Below are 20,896 nucleotides of genomic sequence, written 5' to 3' on the forward strand. Positions count from 1 at the left end.
CGCATAACCATGAAATCCGCAGCGTCGCCCGAAACGCTTTTCAACATCGATCGGGACATTCCCGGCATGCTCAAAATGAGATCCATCAATAATTTCTGGAAGCTGGGGACGGTTGCTCCTGCGGCGTTGCTGATACTGACTGCAGGTGCGGCGTCCGCCGATTTACTGCCTGATGATCCTCTCATCGCAACCAGCGGCGACGGCCTGATCTTCGCGGATCCGGATGAGGGTATCGACCCTCCCGGGGTGAAGGCGGTGACCTTTACCCGCACGCGGGTGCCGGATGGATCTGGCGGGTTCACCTACGTGGATCCATTCGAACAAATCATCACGGACTTCTCCAACTTGACCTCTCGGGGAGATGTGACCAACTGTCTGATGGCCAGCCAGGACGGCGTCTATTGCGACTCCGCAGGCGGTTCGGGCAAACGTGTCAAAACGCAGCTGACCGGTCCTTCGCCTTTCGACATGCGCATCCGGACCGTTGCCAGCGCAACGTACCCGACCGTCGATTACTTCACTTTCGGTAAGACCTCCAACTTCACCGGCGCCCGGATGACCGGCTTCTCTCTTCAACTCTTGGATGCCAATGGCAATGCGATGGGCACCCTTGCCCCGTCGGACGCTGTTCTGTTCAATCTCAACGCGACGGATATCGGTATTGGCGCACGGCTGCCAGACGGGCTGTTCGGGGCCGGCGGGCAAGAAGGCGAAATCGGCTTTTTCTCAAGCAGTCGGGCATCCCTAGCCTCGACCACTAGCGTTGACGCACTGACCTTCGGCGCCCTAAGCAACACAGAATATCTGGCCAATTTCGGCGACTCCTTCATCGACGACACGATGACGCCGGACGGGCTGTTCTGGGACGATAACAATGATCCGACCGACGAGTCGGCTCTGGTGGCATGGAACGATCTCTCCAACGGCGGCTGGACGTATGGCACGCTGGACACCGCTGCCAACATCGACGCGCGCCTGACTGAACTGGCGACAGCACTGGGCGTCAGCGTGGCTGACCTCGGCTATGTTGACGGTGGTCTGGTGCCTGCAGACATCGTCGCCGCGGCAGAGGCCAATGGCCTGTTTGCGGTGGATGCCGTCGAAGACCTGCGCAATGCGAACCTGAATTTCACGGTGACGGTGGGTAGCATCGATGATGGTGAATTCACCCTGCGCATTGCCCCCCAATTTGCGCCGATCGTTGCCAATGCTACCTCGGCTTACGAGTTCAAGCTTGCCGGGTATCTGGATGGGGCCGCCAATATACCCTACCTGGACCTGGGCAACGCGGCGACCTACCAGGCAGCGATCGCCGATCTATTGGCCATGACAGCCGCAGAGCGCAGCCTGGCACTGGCCAGCACCGGCTACAGCTTTGCGCCCGCGTTCGCCAACCTTGGCTTTGAAGTGTCCCGCGGGCAGGTTGATGCCATTTTTGCCATTCCGTCGCAAAGTGCGACCGGCGCCGAGGGCAGCGTCACCCGCAACAGCAGCTTTGACACCTGGCAGATGGGAGAGGGCTGGACCGGGTTGTTCTCTCTGAACGGCAGCCAGGCCACTTACGATCCCACGGCAACCTCGGTTGGCTATGATGTGGATATCGCATCGCTGTCGATCGGCCTTGAGAAACAGCTGAACGCAAACACCACCTGGGGTGCTGTCCTGGGCGTGGCCGACGGCAGCGCAGATGCGCAGAACGGCCTCGGTGGCGTAGATGCCAGCAGCGTTTCGCTGACCGCCTATGGTCGCTTCGGGTTCGGCAATGGCGGCATGATCAAGGCGCTGGTCGGTTATCAGGACAACTCCTACGACTCGACCCGCAACGTGCTGGGGCAGACCGCCACCGGCAGCACCGACGGAAGCCAGGTCTTTGGCGCCTTGCAGGCCGAGTACATGCAGGATGCTGGCGCCCTGCGTTGGGGTCCGCTGGCCTCCGTAGAGTACTATGACATGTCCGTTGACGCGTTCAACGAAACCGGCGCGGGCGCCTGGAACCTGAACGTCGATGGCCTGTCCAGCGACATCGTCCTCGGGTCGGTCGGTTTCCGCGGTTAATACGATCTTGCAGGCTCCCAGGGCCTCACCACGCTCACCGGTGGATTGGAATACACCTTTGCGTCGGGCAGCGACTTTGCCGTGCGCAGCGGGTTTATCGGCCTGCCGGGCGCCACTCTGCCGGTCCAGGGGCTGGATGACGACTGGATCGACGTCAAGCTGGGCTTTGAAACGCAACTGGCGTCCAGCGGATCAAGCGGATCTGTTTTCTACGGTGGTTACAACGGCTCGATCGGCAGCGACTATGAGAGCCACAGACTGCAAGTTGGCCTGAACTACGAATTCTAAACTCGTCTCTTAAGACAAAATGCGGGCCTGACGCCTTTCCGGTGTCAGGCCCTTTTTCTATGTAATCCCGACCTGAAGAATTGCCGGTGCGACAGCCCCCCCGGATTGAAGCGGAGAGACTGGCGCCGTCAGCTGTCATACGGACCACCGGTCGAATCCCCGGGCCGTCGCTCCCTTTCCTCCACCCCAGAAGAAGGCGAGCAGTGTTTTCTGCGCCCCCTGCCGCTGGGGCCATCTGCCCGTTTCTGAGCGTCAACCACACGCGCGCGCTGCTCCTCAACACCGCCGGGCACCAGCTTAAGAATGAACAGCATGGCGCTGTTTTTATTCTACAATGTACTGCTCAACATTTAGGCTCCGCTCCCTCAAGCTGACCGCAGGAGGCCCAATGCACGCAACAGGCTTGATCGGTGAAGCATTAGTCGCCAACATGATCCGATATCCATTTCGCAAGGAGAATACAGCATCGGATCACAGTTTGAGCTCACCGCCGGGACAGGTCGGGAGTTCGTTAATGCAACAGGGAGATCAAAATGAAATTCACAAAACTATTTACCGTCTCGCTTCTGGCGATGACGGCGGCGAGCCCCGTGCTGGCTGAAAATGTTCTGCGTTGGACAAGCCAGGGCGATGCCCTGACCATGGACCCCCATTCGCAAAACGAAGGCCCCACGATCGCGATGAATGGGCAGATCTATGAATCGCTCGTGACCCGCGATGCAGACCTTACCCTGCAGCCCGAGCTGGCCGAAAGCTGGGAAGCCGGGTCCGACGGCTGGACCTTCAAACTGCGTCAGGGCGTCAAATTCCACGATGGTGCCGATTTCACCGCCGAAGACGTGGTCTTCTCCTTTGAACGCGCCAATCACGAAGCCTCCGACTACAAAGAACAGGCCAAAAACGTGACCTCGGTCGAGGTCATTGACGATTACACCGTCAAACTGATGACCGATGGCCCGAACCCGATCCTGCCGAACCAGCTGACCTCGATCTACATGATGGACAAGGGCTGGTCCGAGGCGAACAACGTCACCGCCCCGCAGGATTTCAAGGCCAAGGAAGAAACCTACGCGGTGCGCAACGCCAACGGCACCGGCCCGTTTTCACTGGTCAGCCGCGCCCCGGATGAGCTGACGGTGCTGGAGCGCAACGCCGCCTGGTGGGGCAACGATATGTTCCCCGGCAATATCGACAAGATCGAGTATCGCCCGATCTCCAATGCCGCGACCCGCGTTGCCGCACTGTTGTCGGGAGAGGTCGATTTCGTATTGGATCCGCCTTTGCAGGATCTCAAACGCATCGAATCCGCCGATGGTCTGGGCGTCAAAACCGTTGCACAGATCCGCTCGATCTTCTTCGGCATGGATCAGGGTATCGAAAAACTGCGCAGCTCGGACGTGGATGGCAACCCGTTCAAGGACAAGCGGGTACGCGAAGCCTTTAACCTTGCCATCGATAAGGCCGCGATCCAGCGCGTCGTCATGGAAGGCCTGTCCTTCCCGACCGGTATGATCACCCCGCCGGGTGTTCTGGGCAATACGCCGGACAACGACGCTTCCTACGGCTTTGATCCGGAAAAAGCGAAATCCCTGCTAACCGAGGCTGGCTATCCCGAAGGCTTCTCGATCCAGCTGGACTGCCCGAACAACCGCTACAACAACGACGAGAAGATCTGTCAGGCGGCCGTGGCGATGCTGGCCAAGATTGGCGTGAAGGTGAACCTCGACGCGATTCCGAAGGCGCAGCACTTCCCCAAGATCCAAAAACGGGAATCGGATTTCTACATGCTGGGCTGGGGCGTTCCGACGCTCGACAGCCACTATGTCTTCTCCTACCTGCTGGATGGCGAAGGGTCCTGGAACGCGACCGGCTATGACAACGCCCGCGTGAACGAGATCACCGACGCAATCACCACCGAGATCGACATCGACAAGCGCACCGCGCTGATTGATGAGGCCTGGGATCTGGTGAAGGCCGACATTCCCTATGTGCCGATCCACCACCAGGTTCTGGCATGGGGCATCTCGGACAAGGTCGATATCGCGATCGCGGCGGATGATGCCTTCCGTCCCCGTTTCGCGGTCATGAAGTAAATTGAGTCACGGGGCGGGCCTGGCGTCCGCCCCTATGCTCCGGGGGCTCAATGACATTCTTTATCCTCAAACGGCTGGCGCAGTCCTTGCTTGTCATGGCTGTCGTCTCGGCCATCAGTTTTTCCCTGTTCAACTTCGTCGGCGATCCGGTCAACAATATGGTCGGACAGGATGCCACGCGCGAACAGCGGATCGAAATCCGTCAGCAACTGGGGCTCGATGACCCCATCCTGACGCAATACACCCGCTTCATGGGGAATATCCTCAGCGGCGATTTCGGGCTCAGCTACCGGATCAAGCGCCCCGTGGATGAGTTGATCCTGGAGCGGTTACCCGCGACGCTAGAGCTGGTTTTTGTCAGTGCGATCATAGCCTTGGCGGTTGGAATTACACTGGGTGTCTATACCGGTATCCGGCGCAAATCCTGGATCAGCCGGGTCATCCTTTCGACATCGCTGATCGGGGTCAGCCTGCCAAACTTCATTATTGGCATCGCGCTGATCTATGTCTTTGCCGTGCATCTGCGCTGGCTGCCGTCCTCGGGGCGTAGCGGTACAGTGGACCTTGGCTGGTGGAAGACATCACTGCTGACCAGCGATGGCTGGCGCGCCATCGTCCTGCCCGCGATTACCCTGTCGCTGTTCCAGCTGACGTTGATCCTGCGTCTGGTGCGGGCTGAGATGATGGAGGTCATGCGCACCGATTTCATCAAGTTCGCCCGCGCCCGTGGCCTGTCTGAACGGGCGGTGAACTTTCGTCACGCGCTGCGCAACACGCTGGTTCCGGTGATCACCATCATCGGCCTAAATATCGGCGGGCTGATCGCCTTTTCGGTGATCACCGAAACCGTGTTTCAATGGCCCGGCACTGGCTTGATGTTCATCCAGGCTGTCGATTTCGTCGATGTGCCGATCATGGCCGCTTACCTTGTCTTCGTGGCGCTGCTGTTCGTCCTGATTAATCTGATCGTCGACATTCTTTATTTCGTCGTCGATCCACGTATCCGTCTGGGGTCCTGATGAGCCTTCCAACCGATCGCCCGGCCACCCGCTGGGAGCGTTTCAAGGACAATGACATCGTCTGGTCCTTTTTCCATTCACCGGGGGCGGTGATTGCCGCCGTGATCACGGTTCTGATGATCCTGGCCTGCGTTTTTGCCCCTGTTCTCGCGCCATTTGATCCCTTTGATCCGGCGCAAATCTCGCTCTGGGATGGCAAGCTACCCCCCGCCTGGGCCGAAGGCGGGCAACCGCAATACCTGCTGGGCACCGACAACCAAGGCCGCGACATGCTGTCGACGATCCTTTACGGTGGGCGCCTGTCGATCATCGTGGGGCTGGCTGCCGTTTGCCTTGGCATGGTGTTGGGCGTCACGCTGGGGGTGATTTCCGGCTACGTTGGCGGCGTCACCGATGCAGTGATCATGCGCATCGCCGATGTGCAGCTGACCATTCCCGGCATTCTGCTGGCGATCCTGATAAACGGCATCGGCCGTGCCGTACTGCCACTGGAGCTGCGCGACGAATTCGCCATCTACGTGGTGATTATCGCCATTGGCCTGACCGACTGGCCGCAATTCGCCCGCGTCGCCCGCGGCGCCACATTGGTCGAGGCGAACAAGGAATACGTTCAGGCGGCCCGTATCATCGGCCTGCCCCGTTGGCTGATCATGATCCGCCACATCTTTCCTAACACCCTGCGCCCGGTTCTGGTGATCGCGACCATCGGTCTTGCCCTTGCCATCATCTCCGAGGCGACCCTGTCCTTCCTTGGTCAGGGCATCCCGCCCACCACGCCGTCTCTTGGCACCCTGATCCGGGTTGGCAACGAATACCTCTTCTCTGGTCTGTGGTGGATCACCTTCTTTCCCGCAATCGCACTGGTCGTTCTGGTTTTTGCAGTGAACCTGCTTGGCGACTGGATGCGTGATGCCCTCAATCCGAAACTGAGATGACTGAACTTTTGAAAATCGAAGGGCTCGATGTCGAGTTCCCCACCCGTCGCGGCACGGTCAAGGCAGCGCGCAATGTGTCCCTGACCGTGAAGCCGGGGGAAGTTGTCGGTCTGGTCGGGGAATCCGGCGCCGGTAAATCCACCATTGGCAACGCGATCATTGATCTCTTGGAGGCGCCGGGGCGCGTTGCGGGCGGCTCGATCCTGTTTCAGGGCGAAGAGCTGCGTGGGCGCGACGAGGACGAGATGCGCCGGATCCGGGGCGACCGGATCGGGATGATCTTCCAGGATCCGCAAACCTCGCTCAATCCCCTAATGACCATCGGCGCGCAGCTGGTTGAAACGATTGAAAAAACCACGGGATTGAAGGATGCCAAGGCCGAAGCCCGTGCGGTGGAACTGCTGGAACAAGTCGGCATCACCGAGGCCAAGGCACGGCTGCGCGCCTATCCGCACCAGTTTTCGGGCGGCATGCGTCAGCGGGTGGTCATTGCCCTTGCCCTTGCCGGCGATCCCGATCTGATCATCGCGGATGAGCCGACAACCGCGCTTGATGTCTCGATCCAGGCTCAGATCCTTGATCTGCTGAAACGGCTTTGCCGGGAGCGCAATCTGGGCGTCATCATCGTAACCCATGACATTGGTGTCATTGCCAATATCGCCGATCGGGTCGTAGTGATGTACCGCGGCGAAGTGGTGGAGACCGGTGATGTCGCGCAGATCCTTGGCGCCCCCAATCACGAATACACCCGATCCTTGATCGCCGCCGTTCCGCGCGCGGATCGAAAGCTGGAGCGGTTCACCTCGGTCGATTATATTGAGGGCGACACCAAACCCTTTAGCCGGATCGACGTGCAGAACCACTGGCTGGGACAAGCGCGCAGTGACCGTCAGGGACAAGCTGCGGTCGAGGTCGAAAAACTCGACCTCTCCTTCGTGCTGCAGAAATCGCTGTTTAAACGGAACCGGCGCATGCTGCGGGCGGTGAATGAGGCGACATTCTCGGTCGCCGAAGGGGAAACCTTTGGCATCGTTGGGGAATCCGGCTCAGGCAAGTCCACCATTGCGCGGCTGATCGCGGGGCTTTATCGCCCGGATTCCGGTGCCATCCGGGTGCTGGGCCAAGATGTCAGCTCGCGCCCAAACAGCGCCCCGGCGCAGCAGGCCCGCCGGGCGCTGCAAATGATATTCCAGGACCCCTATTCCTCGCTCAATGCGCGGATGCGGGTGTTCGATATCGTGGCCGAGCCAATCCGTTATCACCGGATGACCGACAGCGACAAGGAAACCCGCCGGGTGGTAGGCGATCTTCTGGATCATGTCGGGCTGGGCGCCGCCGCCGGGCTGCGCTATCCGCATGAGTTTTCCGGCGGTCAGCGGCAGCGTATATCAATCGCGCGGGCGCTGGCGTCGCGCCCGCGGATCCTGATCTGCGATGAGCCGACATCGGCGCTGGATGTCTCGGTGCAGGCAACAATCCTGAACCTTCTCAAAGACTTACAAGAGGAACTGGGGCTGACGATGATCTTCATCAGTCACGACCTGCCGGTCATTCGTCAGATGTGCGACAGGATTGCAGTGATGCGGAACGGCCAGATCTGCGAAATCGCGGAGGCAGAAACTCTGTTCGAAGCCCCCGCGCATGAGTATTCACGTCATTTGCTGGATCTGATGCCCCGCATGGATCTGCTGGGCGGCGCGACGGCATAAGTCGGCTCGGTTCCCGGTACCGATCACCCGGGGCCGGGAACGCGATGTTTTATGAGAACAACTCGTGCGCCAGTTCCAGCGCATCGACCAGCGTGTCGACCTCACCCCTTGTGTTATACATTCCAAAGGACGCACGGCAGGTCGCCGCCACACCAAGGTGATCCATCAGCGGCGCTGCGCAGTGTTGCCCAGCCCGGACAGCCACGCCTTTCTTGTCGAGAATGGTCGAAATATCATGGGGATGCGCAGCATTGTTCATCGTTAAGCTGAAGATCGCCGCTTTGCCCGGTGCTTGCCCCTGAACACTGATCCAGTTGAGGCCGTTCAGGCGTTCGGAGGCGTAATTGCACAGATCGCGTTCATGGGCGGCGATGTTCTCCATGCCGATACCCATCATGTATTCCAGCGCAACACCCAACCCGATGGTCTGCACGATACCGGGCGTGCCGGCTTCGAACTTCATCGGCGGATCGTTGTAGGTGACCGTATCGCGCGTGACTTCGCGGATCATGTCGCCCCCGCCGATGAAGGGACGCATTTCCGCCATCCGTTCGGGGCGGATATAGATCGCTCCAGACCCCGAGGGGCCATAAAGCTTGTGCCCGGTGATGGCATAGAAATCGCAGCCGATATCCTGCACATCGACTGGCATGTGCACGGCGCCTTGTGAGCCATCGACCAGAACCGGAACACCCTTGGCGTGGGCGCCTTCGGTCACCGCCTTAACATCCACCACGGTGCCCAGCACGTTGGAACATTGAGTGATGGCAACCAGTTTGGTTTTCGGACCGATGGCATCAATCACAGCCTGCGGATCAAGGCTACCGTCCGGCGCGGTATCCACCCATTTTAGAACGGCGCCTTGCCGTTCGCGCAGGAAATGCCAAGGCACGATATTGGCGTGATGCTCCATCACCGACAGAACGATCTCATCCCCCGGTTCAAACCGCGGCATCGCCCAGCTGTATGCCACCAGATTGATCCCTTCGGTGGTGCCGGAATTCAGCACGATCGTGTTCTCATCACCTGCGTTCAGGAACCGGGCAATGACCCCGCGCACGGATTCATACTTTTCGGTCGCGAGGTTAGACAGGAAGTGCAAGCCCCTGTGAACATTCGCATATTCTTCCGAATACGCCCGTGTGATCGCATCGATCACCACCTGCGGCTTCTGCGCCGAGGCGCCGTTGTCCAGATAGGTCAACGGCTTGCCGTTCACCTGCCGGGACAGGATCGGGAAATCGGATCGGATCGTGTTGACGTCATACATAAGCGGGCAGTCCCAGTTTGGCTGGGCCAAGAAGACCCAAAACGAATGTCAGAGTAAAGAGGGCCAGAAGGCTCGCCATCACCAGCACGCCAAAGGCGCGCCACAGGGAATTGAACCTATGCGCCTCATTCACGAAATGCAGGAGCACGTAAATCAAAAACACGTTAACCAGCAGGCTCAGCAACGCGCCGATACCGGCGGAGAGCAGCGTCACCACGATCACCACGGCCTGAATGCCAACACGGACCAGTTGCAGCCAGATCATCACCGGAAGAACTTGGGCAAAGCCACCCTGCCCACCGATCAGTCGACCACAAAAGGTCACCGCCACGGAAAAGACCACGAGAAGCCCGGCAGAAAGCCCCACCAGCGCGGTCGGCGACATATTGAGAAACGCCAGTTCCTGCGCCACCGGAAACAGCCACAGCATCAGCGCATGGGTCAGCGCATTCAGCACGGCCACAAGCAAGAGACCGGTCCAGACCGCCTCGCCCCGCCACTGCTGGGCAAGAACGATCTCGGCCGCTTTGGCCGGGCTACGCAGGGTCAGCAGTGCAAGGTTCAAGAACGGGGTCATGTGCGGGTCCAATAGGCTTCGATCATGCCGGACAGCCAGAACCACAGCACAACCGCCAGCCAGAGCAATCCAACACTGTTGAGCGCCGGACCAGGTCCGATGAACCCGGCAACCAATCCGTTAAGCAGCAAAAGCGGGCTGGAGGCCAGAAGCGTCCAGAACAGGACCAGACGAGAGCGATAAGCCTCACCCTGCCCGCCCAGCATACGCGCCAGAAGATGCAGCACGAAAGACATGGCATAAAGCGCCAGTGGCGCCATGAAGACCAGTCCCAGAAGTGCGCCGCCCAGCAGCATGTTCAACTCTTGCCCCGTCAGATGCGCCTCACGCGCAAGCCGGGGCATCTGCGCCACGAACGCCATGGCGCAGCCAAACATCACAAAGGCCAACAACCGGTCTTCGCGGTGGCCCATAGACAGGAGCCGCGCAATTACACGGCGCGGCCCCCGGTATGTGGCAACAATGTCAGTTGTCACAGCCATCAGCGGCGCCGCGACAACCAGCCTTCGAGACGCGCGACGATTGCCTCGGCAATCGTGTCGTCCTCGATTTCGTCGACGGCCTCGGCCAGGAACGCAAGCGTCAACAGGTCGGTCGCATCACCTTCCGGCACCCCACGCGAACGCAGATAGAACAGCGCATCCTCGTCAATCGCGCCAGACGTGGAACCGTGCGAGCAGGCCACGTCATCGGCGTAGATCTCCAGCTCGGGCTTGGCGAGGAACTGGCTGTCGTCATCCAGCAGCAGCGATTGGCTGATCTGGTAGCCATCGGTTTTCTGCGCACCTTCCTTGACCAGAATCTTGCCCTGGAACACACCGGTTGCCCCGTTGCGCAGAACCTTCTTGAAGACCTGACGACTTTCGCAATTCACCGCGTCATGGGTGATGAACACGGTGTCATCGTGATGGAAGTCGCCATCACCGGCGCAGGCGCCCGCAATATGCGCAATGGCATCGTCGCCGGTAAGCTCGATCACCGCCTCGTTACGGGTCAGCACGCCGTTCACGGTCAGGGTGAAGGCCTTGAACTGCGATTCCGTACCGAGCCGCGCAAACAGATGCGTGGCCGCGCGGCGTTCGTGATCACGGCCCTGCGAACGCACCAGATGCAGCTTGCCGGTGTCGGCAATGTCAATCTCCATGCATTTGTTGAACCGCGCCGCCGCCGGACCGTTTTCCAGGATCGTGGCTTCGGCGCCCGCGTCCACAAGAATGACGTGGTGCAGGATTGCATCCGAACCGGTCTCGGTGTGGCGATAGACCATGTTGATCGGCTTGGAAGGGGTGCCGGTCACGTGGATCGCCAGACCATCCTCGGCAAAGGCCGTATTCAGCGCCGCAAGCGGACGGGCAACCGGGGATTGGCCGCGTGCCTCAAGAACACCGTACAAGTCTTTGGCCCAATGGATATCTTTGCCGCAGATATCAGCAATCCGGTCGATCTGAACACCTTCGAGCGCCAGATCGTCCGAAGCGTCGGCATCAAAGACACCATCGACAAAGACGACCTTCAGGCTGTCGAATTCATCGAACATCGGCGGCTCGCCCGCGTCAAAGACAGCGGCAGGCGTGACCTCAGCCGAGGTCAGCGTCTCAGGGCGGGTGTATTTCCAGTACTCATCGCGGCGACCGGGCAGACCAAGCGTTTGCACGCGGGACAGCGCAGCGCGGCGTGCCGGTTCCAGGCAGCCGCCCTCGGGCAGCGTCAGCGCGGCGAGCCGCGCATCCGTAGCTGTTTGTTTTACCTCGGGAAGCGCCATTTACGCCACCTCTGCCAGGATGTCGGCATAACCGTTGTTTTCCACCTCAAGCGCCAGCTCGGGGCCGCCGGTTTTAATGATGCGGCCATTGGCCATGATGTGCACCACATCCGGTTTGATGTGATCCAGCAGGCGCTGGTAGTGGGTGATCACCAGGAAGCCACGGCCTTCGTCACGCAGCGCGTTGACGCCATCAGCCACCAGCTTCATCGCATCGACATCGAGACCGGAGTCAGTTTCATCGAGAATGCACATCTTGGGGCCCAGCATCGCCATCTGCAGGATCTCGTTGCGCTTCTTCTCACCGCCGGAGAAACCGACGTTGACCGGACGTTTCAGCATGTCGGCGTCGATCTTCAGATCCTTGGCCTTGGCGCGGACTTCTTTCAGGAAATCAGCAGCGGAGAGTTCGTCCTCGCCGCGCGCCTTGCGCTGCGCGTTCACTGCGGTGCGCAGGAAAGTCATGTTGCCGACACCGGGGATTTCGACCGGATACTGGAACGCCAGGAACAGGCCAGCTGCCGCGCGCTCTTCCGGCTCCAGATCCAGCAGATCTTCACCCTCCAGCGTCGCCGTGCCGCCCGTTACCTCATAGCCGTCCTTGCCGGACAGAACATAGGACAGGGTCGATTTACCCGACCCGTTCGGTCCCATGATCGCGTGTACCTTGCCGGCTTCGACCGTCAGGTCCACACCTTTGAGGATCTGCTTATCCTCTTCTTCAAGTTTGACTTGCAGGTTTTTGATTTCCAGCATGATTTCCTCGTTTCTTATCCTGAGTGCACGGCCGTGGCCGCGCCTGTATTCGTTTTCTTTGTCGGATCCGCCGCCAGAGCCTGCTGGCTCCGCAACGCGGCGGGAAATGTGTCATAAAGCGCAGCCTGAGCCGCAGCGATGCCATCGGCATGGGGCAGCGGCCCGTCGTCGTGGTGCAGGCCCCGCACAAGGCCGGGAATATCTTCCCATGCCTCTGGCGCGATCATCGCCCGCCCGATCGAGGCAGCGTAGTCGTGGTATTTCAGATATCCCTGATCACCGGGCCAAACCCATGTGGAGGGCACGCCATAGGAGTCCGCCGTGATCAGCCCATGCAGCGACGACGCAAAGACATGGCGGCAGGCGCCGATCTGTTGGCACACCACCTCGGGCTCCCTGCGGGGATCGATCAGATCGAAGGCAGGATCGGAGGCCGCAACGGCCCGGACCATCGGATCGTCGATCTGGCTGTGATGCGGTACCAATCCGATACGGTCGCCCCGCGTCGGCTTGTCGCCAAGCGCATCCGCGATCAGAAGCCCCGGATCCCCGAACCGGTTTGCCTGCAATCCCAGCAAGGCCGCAGTTACCGGACCGCGCAGCAGGGCCACCTGAACATTTTCAAGGAACCCATTGGGAATATGGTGCAAAATACCGCTCCCCCAGATCCACGGTGCGCTGTCTTTCGGTGTGGATTTATCCGAAAAATTCCGGCGCACGATCTGCAGGATCGACCCCACCGCAAACAGATCCGCCTGCGCCGGGCGGCTGTGCTGCACCGCACGCCCTGAGACATGCGCCGTCACGATGCGCGACAGGGCATCACCGAAGTTCGGCGTACCTTTCCACCAGAACAGCCGCAAAGGCCCATTATGCAAAGGAACAGCAGTCATTTCAGACCATCCCTGCCGCGTTGACGGCGGCGTGAGATCCAGAATCCGACGCACCAAAACGCCAGAGCTCCAACCGCACCCACTGCATAAACGCCAAGCCCATCCGTGACCCAGCCGCCTACAACGGCGCCTGTGCAAAACCCGGCCAGCAGCACCGCTGCGCTGCCGGTTCCCTGCCGGTGGAGACGGTGGTGATCCCACGCGCCCCGGGCCGGTTTGGAGAGGTTTTGATCAGGCGTCCGCCGCATCGGTATCAGCCCACCGAACCTTCAAGGCTGATCGCAACCAGCTGCTGTGCTTCCATGGCGAATTCCATCGGCAGGGCCTGCAGCACGTCCTTGCAGAAGCCATTCACCACCAGGGCGACCGCCTCTTCTTCGTCCATGCCACGCTGGCGGCAGTAGAACAGCTGCTCATCGTCCACCTTGGATGTGGTCGCCTCATGCTCCACCCGCGAGGAATTGTTCTTTACCTCGATGTAGGGAACCGTGTGGGCGCCGCACTTGTCGCCGATCAGCAAGCTGTCACACTGGGTGTAGTTGCGGCTTTCCTTGGCTTTAGGGTGCATAGAGACCAGACCACGATAGGTGTTCTGCGCCTTGCCGGCCGAAATCCCCTTGGAAACGATGCGCGATTTTGTGCGCTTGCCCAGGTGCACCATCTTGGTGCCGGTATCGGCCTGCTGCATGTTGTTGGCGATGGCGATCGAGTAGAACTCACCCTGGCTGTCGTCGCCGCGCAGGATGCAGGACGGGTATTTCCAGGTCACGGCAGAGCCGGTTTCCACCTGGGTCCACATCACCTTGGCTCGGTCACCGCGGCAATCGGCGCGTTTGGTGACAAAGTTGTAGATGCCGCCCTTGCCGTTTTCGTCACCGGGATACCAGTTCTGAACGGTGGAGTATTTCACCTCGGCGTCTTCTTCGATGATGATCTCGACCACGGCTGCGTGCAGCTGGGCCACGTCACGCTGCGGCGCGGTGCAGCCTTCGAGGTAAGAAACGTAAGAACCCTTGTCCGCGATGATCAGAGTCCGCTCGAACTGGCCGGTGTTTTCCGCGTTGATGCGGAAATAGGTGGAGAGCTCCATCGGGCAGCGCACGCCCGGCGGCACGTAAACAAAGGAGCCATCCGAGAACACGGCCGAGTTCAGCGTGGCGTAGAAGTTGTCGGACACCGGCACGACCGAGCCGAGGTATTTCTTCACCAACTCGGGGTGGTTCTTGATCGCTTCGGAGATCGAACAGAAGATGACACCTGCCTCTTCAAGCTCCTTCTGGAAGGTGGTGCCGACGGAAACGGAGTCGAACACCGCGTCCACAGCGACCTTGCGGCCTTCGGCAGGCGCATCCTCAGCGCCTTCGACGCCTGCCAGAATCATCTGTTCTTTCAGGGGGATACCAAGCTTTTCGTAGGTAGCAAGAAGCTTGGGGTCGACCTCATCCAGTGACTTCGGCTTCACTTCCATCGATTTCGGACGGGCGTAGTAATACTGATCCTGGAAATCGATTTCCGGGTAGCTGACCATCGCCCAGTCCGGCTCATCCATCTGCTTCCAGCGTTCAAAGGCGGACAGACGCCATTCGGTCATCCATTCCGGTTCTTCGTTCTTTTCAGAGATCAGGCGCACGATATCGGGGTTCACGCCCTTGGGGGCGTATTCCATCTCGATATCGGTCTCCCAGCCGTATTTATACGTGCTGACCTCGGCCACCGCATCCACGGTTTCCTGGTCTACACCTTCCTTGACTTGCGTCTGGTCCAAAGCGGCCATGATCATCTCCTGCACTCACGCCGCGCGGGCGCGATGTTTCTTTTGTTTCTTCAGCCACGCTTCGGCAAAGCGCAGCACATCTTCTTCTGTTGTCTCCAGCCCGAGCGAAACCCGAACGGCACCCTGGGCGGTTATCTCATCGTATCCCATCGCAGTCAGAACCGCGCTTGCCCGGACCTTGCCGCTGGAGCAGGCACTGCCCGCGCTAATGGCGAAACCGGCGAGGTCCATTTGCATGACCTGCGTTTCGCCTTTCCAGCCCGGGGTGGCGAAACAAGTGGTGTTGGGCAGGCGGGGCGACTCTTTCCCGACAAAAATAGTTTCCGGGGCGTCGACCGCAAGGGCATTTTCTAGAATATTTCTAAGTTCGGCGACGCGATCCCAGCACCCATCGGCCAGATCCCGGGCCGCCGCCGTGGCAGCAGCCGCAAAACCGGCGATGCCGATCACGTTCTCGGTGCCCGAGCGACGGCCCATTTCCTGCCCGCCGCCCTTGATCTGCGCCGCCAGATCGGTGCCGCGCTTCAGCACCAGCGCACCGCAGCCCTTGGGGCCGCCCAGTTTATGCGCCGAAATCAGCGCCATCTGGGCGCCGAGCCAGTTAAAGGCCACCGGCAGCTTGCCAAAGGCCTGGGTCGCATCCGTCACCGCCAGACCCTGCGGCAGGTTCTGCACCACGCCGGTTTCCGAATTGGCCAACTGCAACGTCGAGCCCGCCGGGTCGGGCACCTCGACGATACCCTGCTGGGACACCGAAAGATCCTCGTTAGTCCAGGCCCTTACAGCATCGTGTTCAACAGGGGCACCGTGCAGACCCCGCCCAGACAAAGCCAGCGCCGCGCTCTCGGTGGCGCTGGAGGTAAAGACAATATCGGCCCCGTCTGCGCCAAAGGCCTCCGCGATTTGCGCGCGGCTGCGTTCGATCAGGGATTTCGCGGCACGCCCTTCGGCATGCACTGACGACGGGTTGCCGCACAGGTCCATCGCCGCAATCATCGCATCGCGCGCCTCTGCCCGCACGGGCGTGGTGGCATTGTGATCCAGATAAACGCGTTTCATAGACTCATGTTTTCCAATCTGAGGGCACTTGGACCGTCCCTGCCTCTAGCGGGAACTGGGGTCAATCGGCCTCGGCGTCGACCACCGCAAAAAGGTTCGGAACCGCCGGGCACGGCGCCAACTCGTTTTCGATGACATCCGAAAGGCGCGTCTGGTGCAGGAACACATAGACCTGCGCGCTAAGACTTTGCCACAGACGGTTGGTCAAAGACTGCGCCCGCGATCCAGAGGCCGCGCCGGAGGCACCTGCCCCCTTGTGCATCGCATCAACGGTTTCATCGACGGCCGACAGCACATCCACCACCCGGATTTCCGACGCCGGTTTCGCCAGACGATAGCCGCCGCCCGGCCCACGTACCGAAGCCACCAGATCGGCCCGGCGCAGTTTCACAAACAGCTGCTCCAGATAGGGCAGCGAAATATCCTGACGCTTGGAGATATCGCCAAGCACGACAAGGGTGCCTTCCGGTTGCAGGGCAATATCAGCAAGGGCAACCATGGCATAGCGCCCCTTGGTGGATAGTTTCATCGTCCAGACACTCCAAACAGCCGCGTAAATGCCGAAAACATTGACCTTAACCGCATCAACGCATATCTGATCTTGACAGCGCAGGTCCAAGACCCCCGCAGCAATTAGAACAGTTCTAAGGTGCCTTACCGAATTCGTCAAGTTTCCCGGTCCGGCATTCAAGGAAATACCAAGAGTAGGAACGTACTGCCCATGCCTGAGGTCATTTTCCCCGGACCCGAAGGCCGCCTGGAAGGCCGCTATCACCCCCAAAAAGAAAAAGACGCACCGATCGCGATCATCCTGCATCCGCACCCTCAGTTTGGCGGCACGATGAACAACAAGGTTGTCTATAACCTGCACTATGCCTTCTACAACATGGGCTTCACCGTGCTGCGCTTCAATTTCCGGGGTGTTGGCCGGTCGCAGGGTGAATACGACCAAGGCGTCGGTGAGTTGTCCGATGCGGCATCGGCGCTGGATTACCTGCAGTCGATGAACAACAACTCCAAGCATTGCTGGGTTGCCGGCTTCTCCTTCGGGGCCTGGATCGGCATGCAGTTGCTGATGCGCCGCCCGGAGATCACTGGCTTCATCTCGGTAGCTCCGCCTGCCAATATGTATGACTTCTCCTTCTTGGCGCCATGCCCGTCCTCGGGTCTGATCATCAACGGCACCGCCGACCGCGTGGCGCCGCCCGCAGACACGGTGAACCTCGTGAACAAGCTGCACGAGCAGAAAGGTATCACCATTACCCATACCGAGGTCGAAGGCGCGGATCACTTCTTCCAGGATCAGCACATGGACACGTTGATGACCAACGTGAACGACTACGTCAAACGCCGCCTGACAGAGAACACGCGCTGATGAGCACGATCGAGACGCTGGCCCAAAAGCTGGCCATCGATACGCTGAAGATACAGGACGCCATCGGCCAGGACCGGCTTTATGTCGAAGTCGGACAGGTTCTGGGCGCGGCGTCCCAATCTCTGGAAGAGGCCTTTCTGACCGAGATCCGCGTGCGCCTTGCCGAGCGCAAAGCCCGCGATTTTCTGAACCAGAAAATCGCAGCCCTGCAGGCCGAAGCTGAAGCGCATCTGAACAAGACGGACGGCGCGTCGTGACGATGCGCCTCCAACGACAGTTCGACTTTCTCCTCGAAGCAGAGAAGCTACGCCGGATCGAACGGCAAAACCTCATTCTTGACGGGTCTCGCGCGGAAAACTCCGCCGAACACAGCTGGCACCTGGCGCTTTATGCGCTGGCGCTCGCCCCGTTGGCAGACCCGGATGTGAACATCGACCGGGTCATCCGGATGCTGTTGCTGCATGATCTGGTGGAAATCGACGCGGGCGATCATCCGATCACCGATGACGTCGACTGGGAGGCCGTGGCGGTTTCTGAACTGGCAGCGGCCCAGCGACTGTTTGGCTTGCTGCCAGAGGATCAGGGCGCAGAGTTGTTCGACCTTTGGCGCGAATTTGAGACAGGCGAAAGTCTTGATGCACGGTTCGCCAAGCATCTGGACCATTGTCAGCCGATCTTTCAGACCCTGTACTGCGCGGATGCGCCGGAGTTCCATTTTGATGTGGTCCGGGAAAACCTGTCCACCGGACGCGCCGCAGCGCTGGAGACGCAATTCCCCAAGGCCTACCATCACGCGATGAACCTTTTGGGTCAGGGCAGCGTAGCGAGTTGCGCGACACTGACCCAGAGGCTGGAATTCCTCAATCAGGCCGACGCGCTGAAACTGGTTCTGCGCGCCTCCAAACTCGGAGATGGATCGCGCCGGGAAAACTCTGCCGAACACAGCTGGCATATCATGCTCTATGGCTGGATCCTGGCCGAGCACAGTGCCCACGACGTGGATGTGGGCCGCATCGTGCAGATGCTGTTGCTGCATGATCTTGTGGAAATCGACGCCGGGGACACTCCAATACACGGCACCCAGGACCCTGCGGCGCTGGCCGCGCTTGAGGCCAAGGAAGCCGCCGCCGCAGAGCGCCTGTTCCACCTTCTGCCGCATCCGCAAGGCAGCGCCTTTCACGGGCTCTGGACCGAGTTTGAAGCCGCTGAGAGTCCGGATGCTATCTACGCCAAATCCATCGACCGGGTTCAGCCGATCTTTCTGAACCTCTTGAACGGTGGCGGCAGCTGGGTGGAATACGATGTCAGCCTCAGCCAGCTGGAAGAGCGCGTCGGGGTAAAAGTGGCCAGGGGGGCGCCAGAGGTCTGGACCCATGTGCGCGCTCAGTTATTGCCCTGGTTTGAAGCCGCCGGCCGGGTCTAAACACCTCCCCTCCGGACGGGCCCCACAGACATAATCAGACCAAACGGAAACGAGGACAGTGACCACCACCGCCCCCGTTTCAATTCATTTACTTAAATCCGCCCAGCCAATGCGATGGACGGAATACCCAGATTGCTGGGCAGGGTTGCGTCAGCTCACCAGACGCAGCCCCCCTGCTCCACCCCTACCTGACTGCTGATCATCAAGCTCAAAACGCGACAGCGTTCCGGCCAGCTCACGCGCCTTGCTGTCCATGCTCATGCTCATGGCGGTCATTTCCTCAACCATGGCGGCATTGGTTTGGGTCGCCCCGTCCAGCGTGCTAAGCGCCGAAGCCATTTCGGACAGGGCAGAAGCCTGATCGGTTGATGTGCCGGAGATTGCCTCAATCAGCTTATTGGTTTCGGAAACCCGCGCGACGATATCCTGAAGGGCGTCGCCAGCCTTGTTGACCAGTTCCGATCCTTCCTTGACCTGCTTGGCGCTGGTTCCAATCAGCGACTTCACCTCGTTTGCAGCATCGGCGGTGCGCTGCGCCAGTGCCCGGACTTCGGCCGCCACAACAGCAAAGCCTCGGCCACTTTCTCCAGCGCGGGCGGCCTCGACGCCCGCATTTAACGCCAAAAGGTTAGTCTGGAAGGAAATATCCTCGATCACATTGATGATCGTCGAAATCTCGTTGGAGGACTGTTCGATGTTTCCCATGGCATCCACGGCTGCCGACATCAGATCGCCGTTTTCCACCGCGCCACGATAGGCCGTGCGTGCATTCTCGGCTGCCTTGCCGGAATCAGCCGCGCTTTTCTTCACGGACTCGCTCAGCTCCTGAAGAGCCGCCGTGGTTTCGGTCAGGGTTGCCGCCTGCGACTCCGTCCGGGCCGACAGGCTTTGCACCGCCTCAGAAACGGAATGCGCATCGTTGCGGAAATCGCCGGATATCGTCATTGCGGTGCCAATGCCCGAGTTCAGGCTTTCCGCCAGTTCATTGAAGGCGTCGCGCATGGATTCGTACTCATGCGGGAAATCACCGGTGATACGACCGCTGAGGTTTCCTGCCGCCATAGTTTTCAGGCTTTCGTCGAAAATCATCACAACATTTTCTGAATCCCTCTTGCTGCGCAGGGCTTCCTCTTCTGCCTCCTCAGCCTTGGCTGCCTCTTCCTGCAGCGCCTGTTGCTGCTCTTCGAGCGCCCTACGGGCCGCCTGACGCTGATAGATGCTCATCAGCAGAATACCGGCCTCCAGCAGCAGGATCACGGCGTGCATCACCGTGCGTTCGATGCTGGCAAGGACCGAGCCGCCCGGGAACACCAAGGAGGGCAGCATCAGGCTGAAGGCAAGGTGATGAACCGCCACAAGCACGGTGGCAAAGATTACCGCGCCGGGACTGTAGAGGGTCGACACCACGGCGAGCGAGGCGAAGAACAGCATATGACTGTCGATCTGCCAAGCATGACCGGTAAAGGAGGTCGTGAACAGAATGCTGTGACCGATATAGCAGAAGGCGATGACATAATCGCGAAAGCTATCGGAGAATCCTTTTGACAGCCAGGTCAACAGGCCCAACGCACCGCTCAAGCTGGCCATCAGCCACCACGGCACCGCACCATCAACGAAATAGGCCACCAGGGCCGGAGTAGGCAGCAGGACCAGAGTGGCCAGACGCTGAAACTGTTTGTCAGATGAGTTTGTGACGGTGGACATATCCAGCCCATCGCCTTGTGTAACCTTGCCCATACTCGAGCAGCCCCTTTACTCACTCTGCGCAGATCTGGGCGATCACCGTTCCATCGACCACAAACCAAGCGCCGTTCTCTTTTAACCGTCTGGCGTCCGCCAGATGGGGATGTCCCTGTTGATGTTGAACTTTGCTTGAAGGGTGGCGTTGCTTTCCCTGAGCCGTAGGCT

Annotated in this window: 19 protein-coding genes; 9 read left to right on the forward strand and 10 right to left on the reverse strand. The window is 59.9% G+C overall.

Annotation, left to right across the window (positions count from 1 at the left end; genetic code table 11):
- The 6 genes from C6W91_RS19235 to C6W91_RS19260 all read left to right on the forward strand — a co-directional run.
- Positions 1 to 2,055 (forward strand): choice-of-anchor F family protein (locus C6W91_RS19235; protein ID WP_370571407.1); only part of this gene is annotated, 2,055 nt, incomplete at its 5' end.
- 45 nt (positions 2,056 to 2,100) lie between these two features.
- On the forward strand, positions 2,101 to 2,343 hold the full coding sequence (locus C6W91_RS19240; protein ID WP_370571408.1) for a hypothetical protein: 243 nt from the start codon (positions 2,101 to 2,103) through the stop codon (positions 2,341 to 2,343).
- Positions 2,344 to 2,876: 533 nt separating this feature from the next.
- Positions 2,877 to 4,436, forward strand: coding sequence for an ABC transporter substrate-binding protein (locus tag C6W91_RS19245; RefSeq protein ID WP_274837084.1), 1,560 nt, complete (start codon positions 2,877 to 2,879; stop codon positions 4,434 to 4,436).
- A gap of 50 nt (positions 4,437 to 4,486) precedes the next feature.
- Complete coding sequence (locus C6W91_RS19250; protein ID WP_370571409.1) at positions 4,487 to 5,455, forward strand: ABC transporter permease; 969 nt, start codon at positions 4,487 to 4,489, stop codon at positions 5,453 to 5,455.
- Entirely contained in the window at positions 5,455 to 6,390 is a 936-nt protein-coding gene (locus C6W91_RS19255) for an ABC transporter permease (protein ID WP_065270315.1), read from the forward strand. Before C6W91_RS19250 ends, C6W91_RS19255 begins: the two co-directional genes overlap by 1 nt.
- A complete protein-coding gene (locus C6W91_RS19260; protein WP_274837086.1) occupies positions 6,387 to 8,099 on the forward strand; it encodes an ABC transporter ATP-binding protein in 1,713 nt (570 codons plus the stop codon). The genes C6W91_RS19255 and C6W91_RS19260 overlap by 4 nt, the downstream gene beginning before the upstream one ends.
- Before the next feature lie 49 nt (positions 8,100 to 8,148).
- Here the strand turns inward: C6W91_RS19260 and C6W91_RS19265 are convergent, their stop codons facing one another.
- The 9 genes from C6W91_RS19265 to C6W91_RS19305 form a co-directional block, all read right to left on the reverse strand.
- Entirely contained in the window at positions 8,149 to 9,369 is a 1,221-nt protein-coding gene (locus tag C6W91_RS19265) for a cysteine desulfurase (protein WP_274837087.1), read from the reverse strand.
- The gene (locus C6W91_RS19270) at positions 9,362 to 9,946 is read right to left on the reverse strand and encodes a YIP1 family protein (protein WP_274834173.1); all 585 of its coding nucleotides are present in this window, start codon (positions 9,944 to 9,946) and stop codon (positions 9,362 to 9,364) included. The genes C6W91_RS19265 and C6W91_RS19270 overlap by 8 nt, the downstream gene beginning before the upstream one ends.
- A complete protein-coding gene (locus tag C6W91_RS19275; protein ID WP_274834174.1) occupies positions 9,943 to 10,428 on the reverse strand; it encodes a YIP1 family protein in 486 nt (161 codons plus the stop codon). The genes C6W91_RS19270 and C6W91_RS19275 overlap by 4 nt, the downstream gene beginning before the upstream one ends.
- Positions 10,428 to 11,708, reverse strand: coding sequence for a SufD family Fe-S cluster assembly protein (locus C6W91_RS19280; RefSeq protein WP_368981483.1), 1,281 nt, complete (start codon positions 11,706 to 11,708; stop codon positions 10,428 to 10,430). The genes C6W91_RS19275 and C6W91_RS19280 overlap by 1 nt, the downstream gene beginning before the upstream one ends.
- Positions 11,709 to 12,464 carry a Fe-S cluster assembly ATPase SufC gene (gene sufC, locus C6W91_RS19285; protein ID WP_065270321.1) on the reverse strand — a complete coding sequence of 252 codons (756 nt, stop codon included), beginning with the start codon at positions 12,462 to 12,464 and terminating at the stop codon, positions 11,709 to 11,711.
- 14 nt (positions 12,465 to 12,478) lie between these two features.
- The gene (locus tag C6W91_RS19290) at positions 12,479 to 13,357 is read right to left on the reverse strand and encodes a polysaccharide pyruvyl transferase family protein (RefSeq protein WP_274837091.1); all 879 of its coding nucleotides are present in this window, start codon (positions 13,355 to 13,357) and stop codon (positions 12,479 to 12,481) included.
- A 253-nt stretch (positions 13,358 to 13,610) separates the two neighbouring features.
- Positions 13,611 to 15,131 (reverse strand): Fe-S cluster assembly protein SufB, encoded by a 1,521-nt coding sequence (gene sufB, locus C6W91_RS19295; protein WP_065273461.1) that lies wholly within the window; start codon positions 15,129 to 15,131, stop codon positions 13,611 to 13,613.
- Positions 15,132 to 15,146: 15 nt separating this feature from the next.
- Entirely contained in the window at positions 15,147 to 16,190 is a 1,044-nt protein-coding gene (locus C6W91_RS19300; RefSeq protein WP_274837093.1) for a cysteine desulfurase family protein, read from the reverse strand.
- A gap of 61 nt (positions 16,191 to 16,251) precedes the next feature.
- Positions 16,252 to 16,719, reverse strand: coding sequence for an Rrf2 family transcriptional regulator (locus C6W91_RS19305; RefSeq protein WP_065270325.1), 468 nt, complete (start codon positions 16,717 to 16,719; stop codon positions 16,252 to 16,254).
- Between the two features lie 192 nt (positions 16,720 to 16,911).
- Between C6W91_RS19305 and C6W91_RS19310 the strand changes: the two genes are divergently transcribed.
- From C6W91_RS19310 to C6W91_RS19320, 3 genes are read left to right on the forward strand one after another with little or no spacing between them, the layout of a single operon-like run.
- Positions 16,912 to 17,565: an alpha/beta hydrolase gene (locus tag C6W91_RS19310; protein WP_065270326.1), complete on the forward strand. Its 654-nt coding sequence runs from the start codon at positions 16,912 to 16,914 to the stop codon at positions 17,563 to 17,565.
- Entirely contained in the window at positions 17,565 to 17,822 is a 258-nt protein-coding gene (locus C6W91_RS19315; protein ID WP_274837096.1) for a hypothetical protein, read from the forward strand. The genes C6W91_RS19310 and C6W91_RS19315 overlap by 1 nt, the downstream gene beginning before the upstream one ends.
- Positions 17,819 to 18,988: an HD family hydrolase gene (locus C6W91_RS19320; protein WP_274834182.1), complete on the forward strand. Its 1,170-nt coding sequence runs from the start codon at positions 17,819 to 17,821 to the stop codon at positions 18,986 to 18,988. Before C6W91_RS19315 ends, C6W91_RS19320 begins: the two co-directional genes overlap by 4 nt.
- A gap of 150 nt (positions 18,989 to 19,138) precedes the next feature.
- Here the strand turns inward: C6W91_RS19320 and C6W91_RS19325 are convergent, their stop codons facing one another.
- Positions 19,139 to 20,725: a methyl-accepting chemotaxis protein gene (locus C6W91_RS19325; protein WP_274834183.1), complete on the reverse strand. Its 1,587-nt coding sequence runs from the start codon at positions 20,723 to 20,725 to the stop codon at positions 19,139 to 19,141.
- Between the last annotated feature and the right edge of the window lie 171 nt (positions 20,726 to 20,896).

It is taken from the genome of Phaeobacter sp. SYSU ZJ3003 (assembly GCF_041300735.1).
In the GTDB taxonomy this organism is placed as follows: domain Bacteria; phylum Pseudomonadota; class Alphaproteobacteria; order Rhodobacterales; family Rhodobacteraceae; genus Phycobacter; species Phycobacter gallaeciensis_A.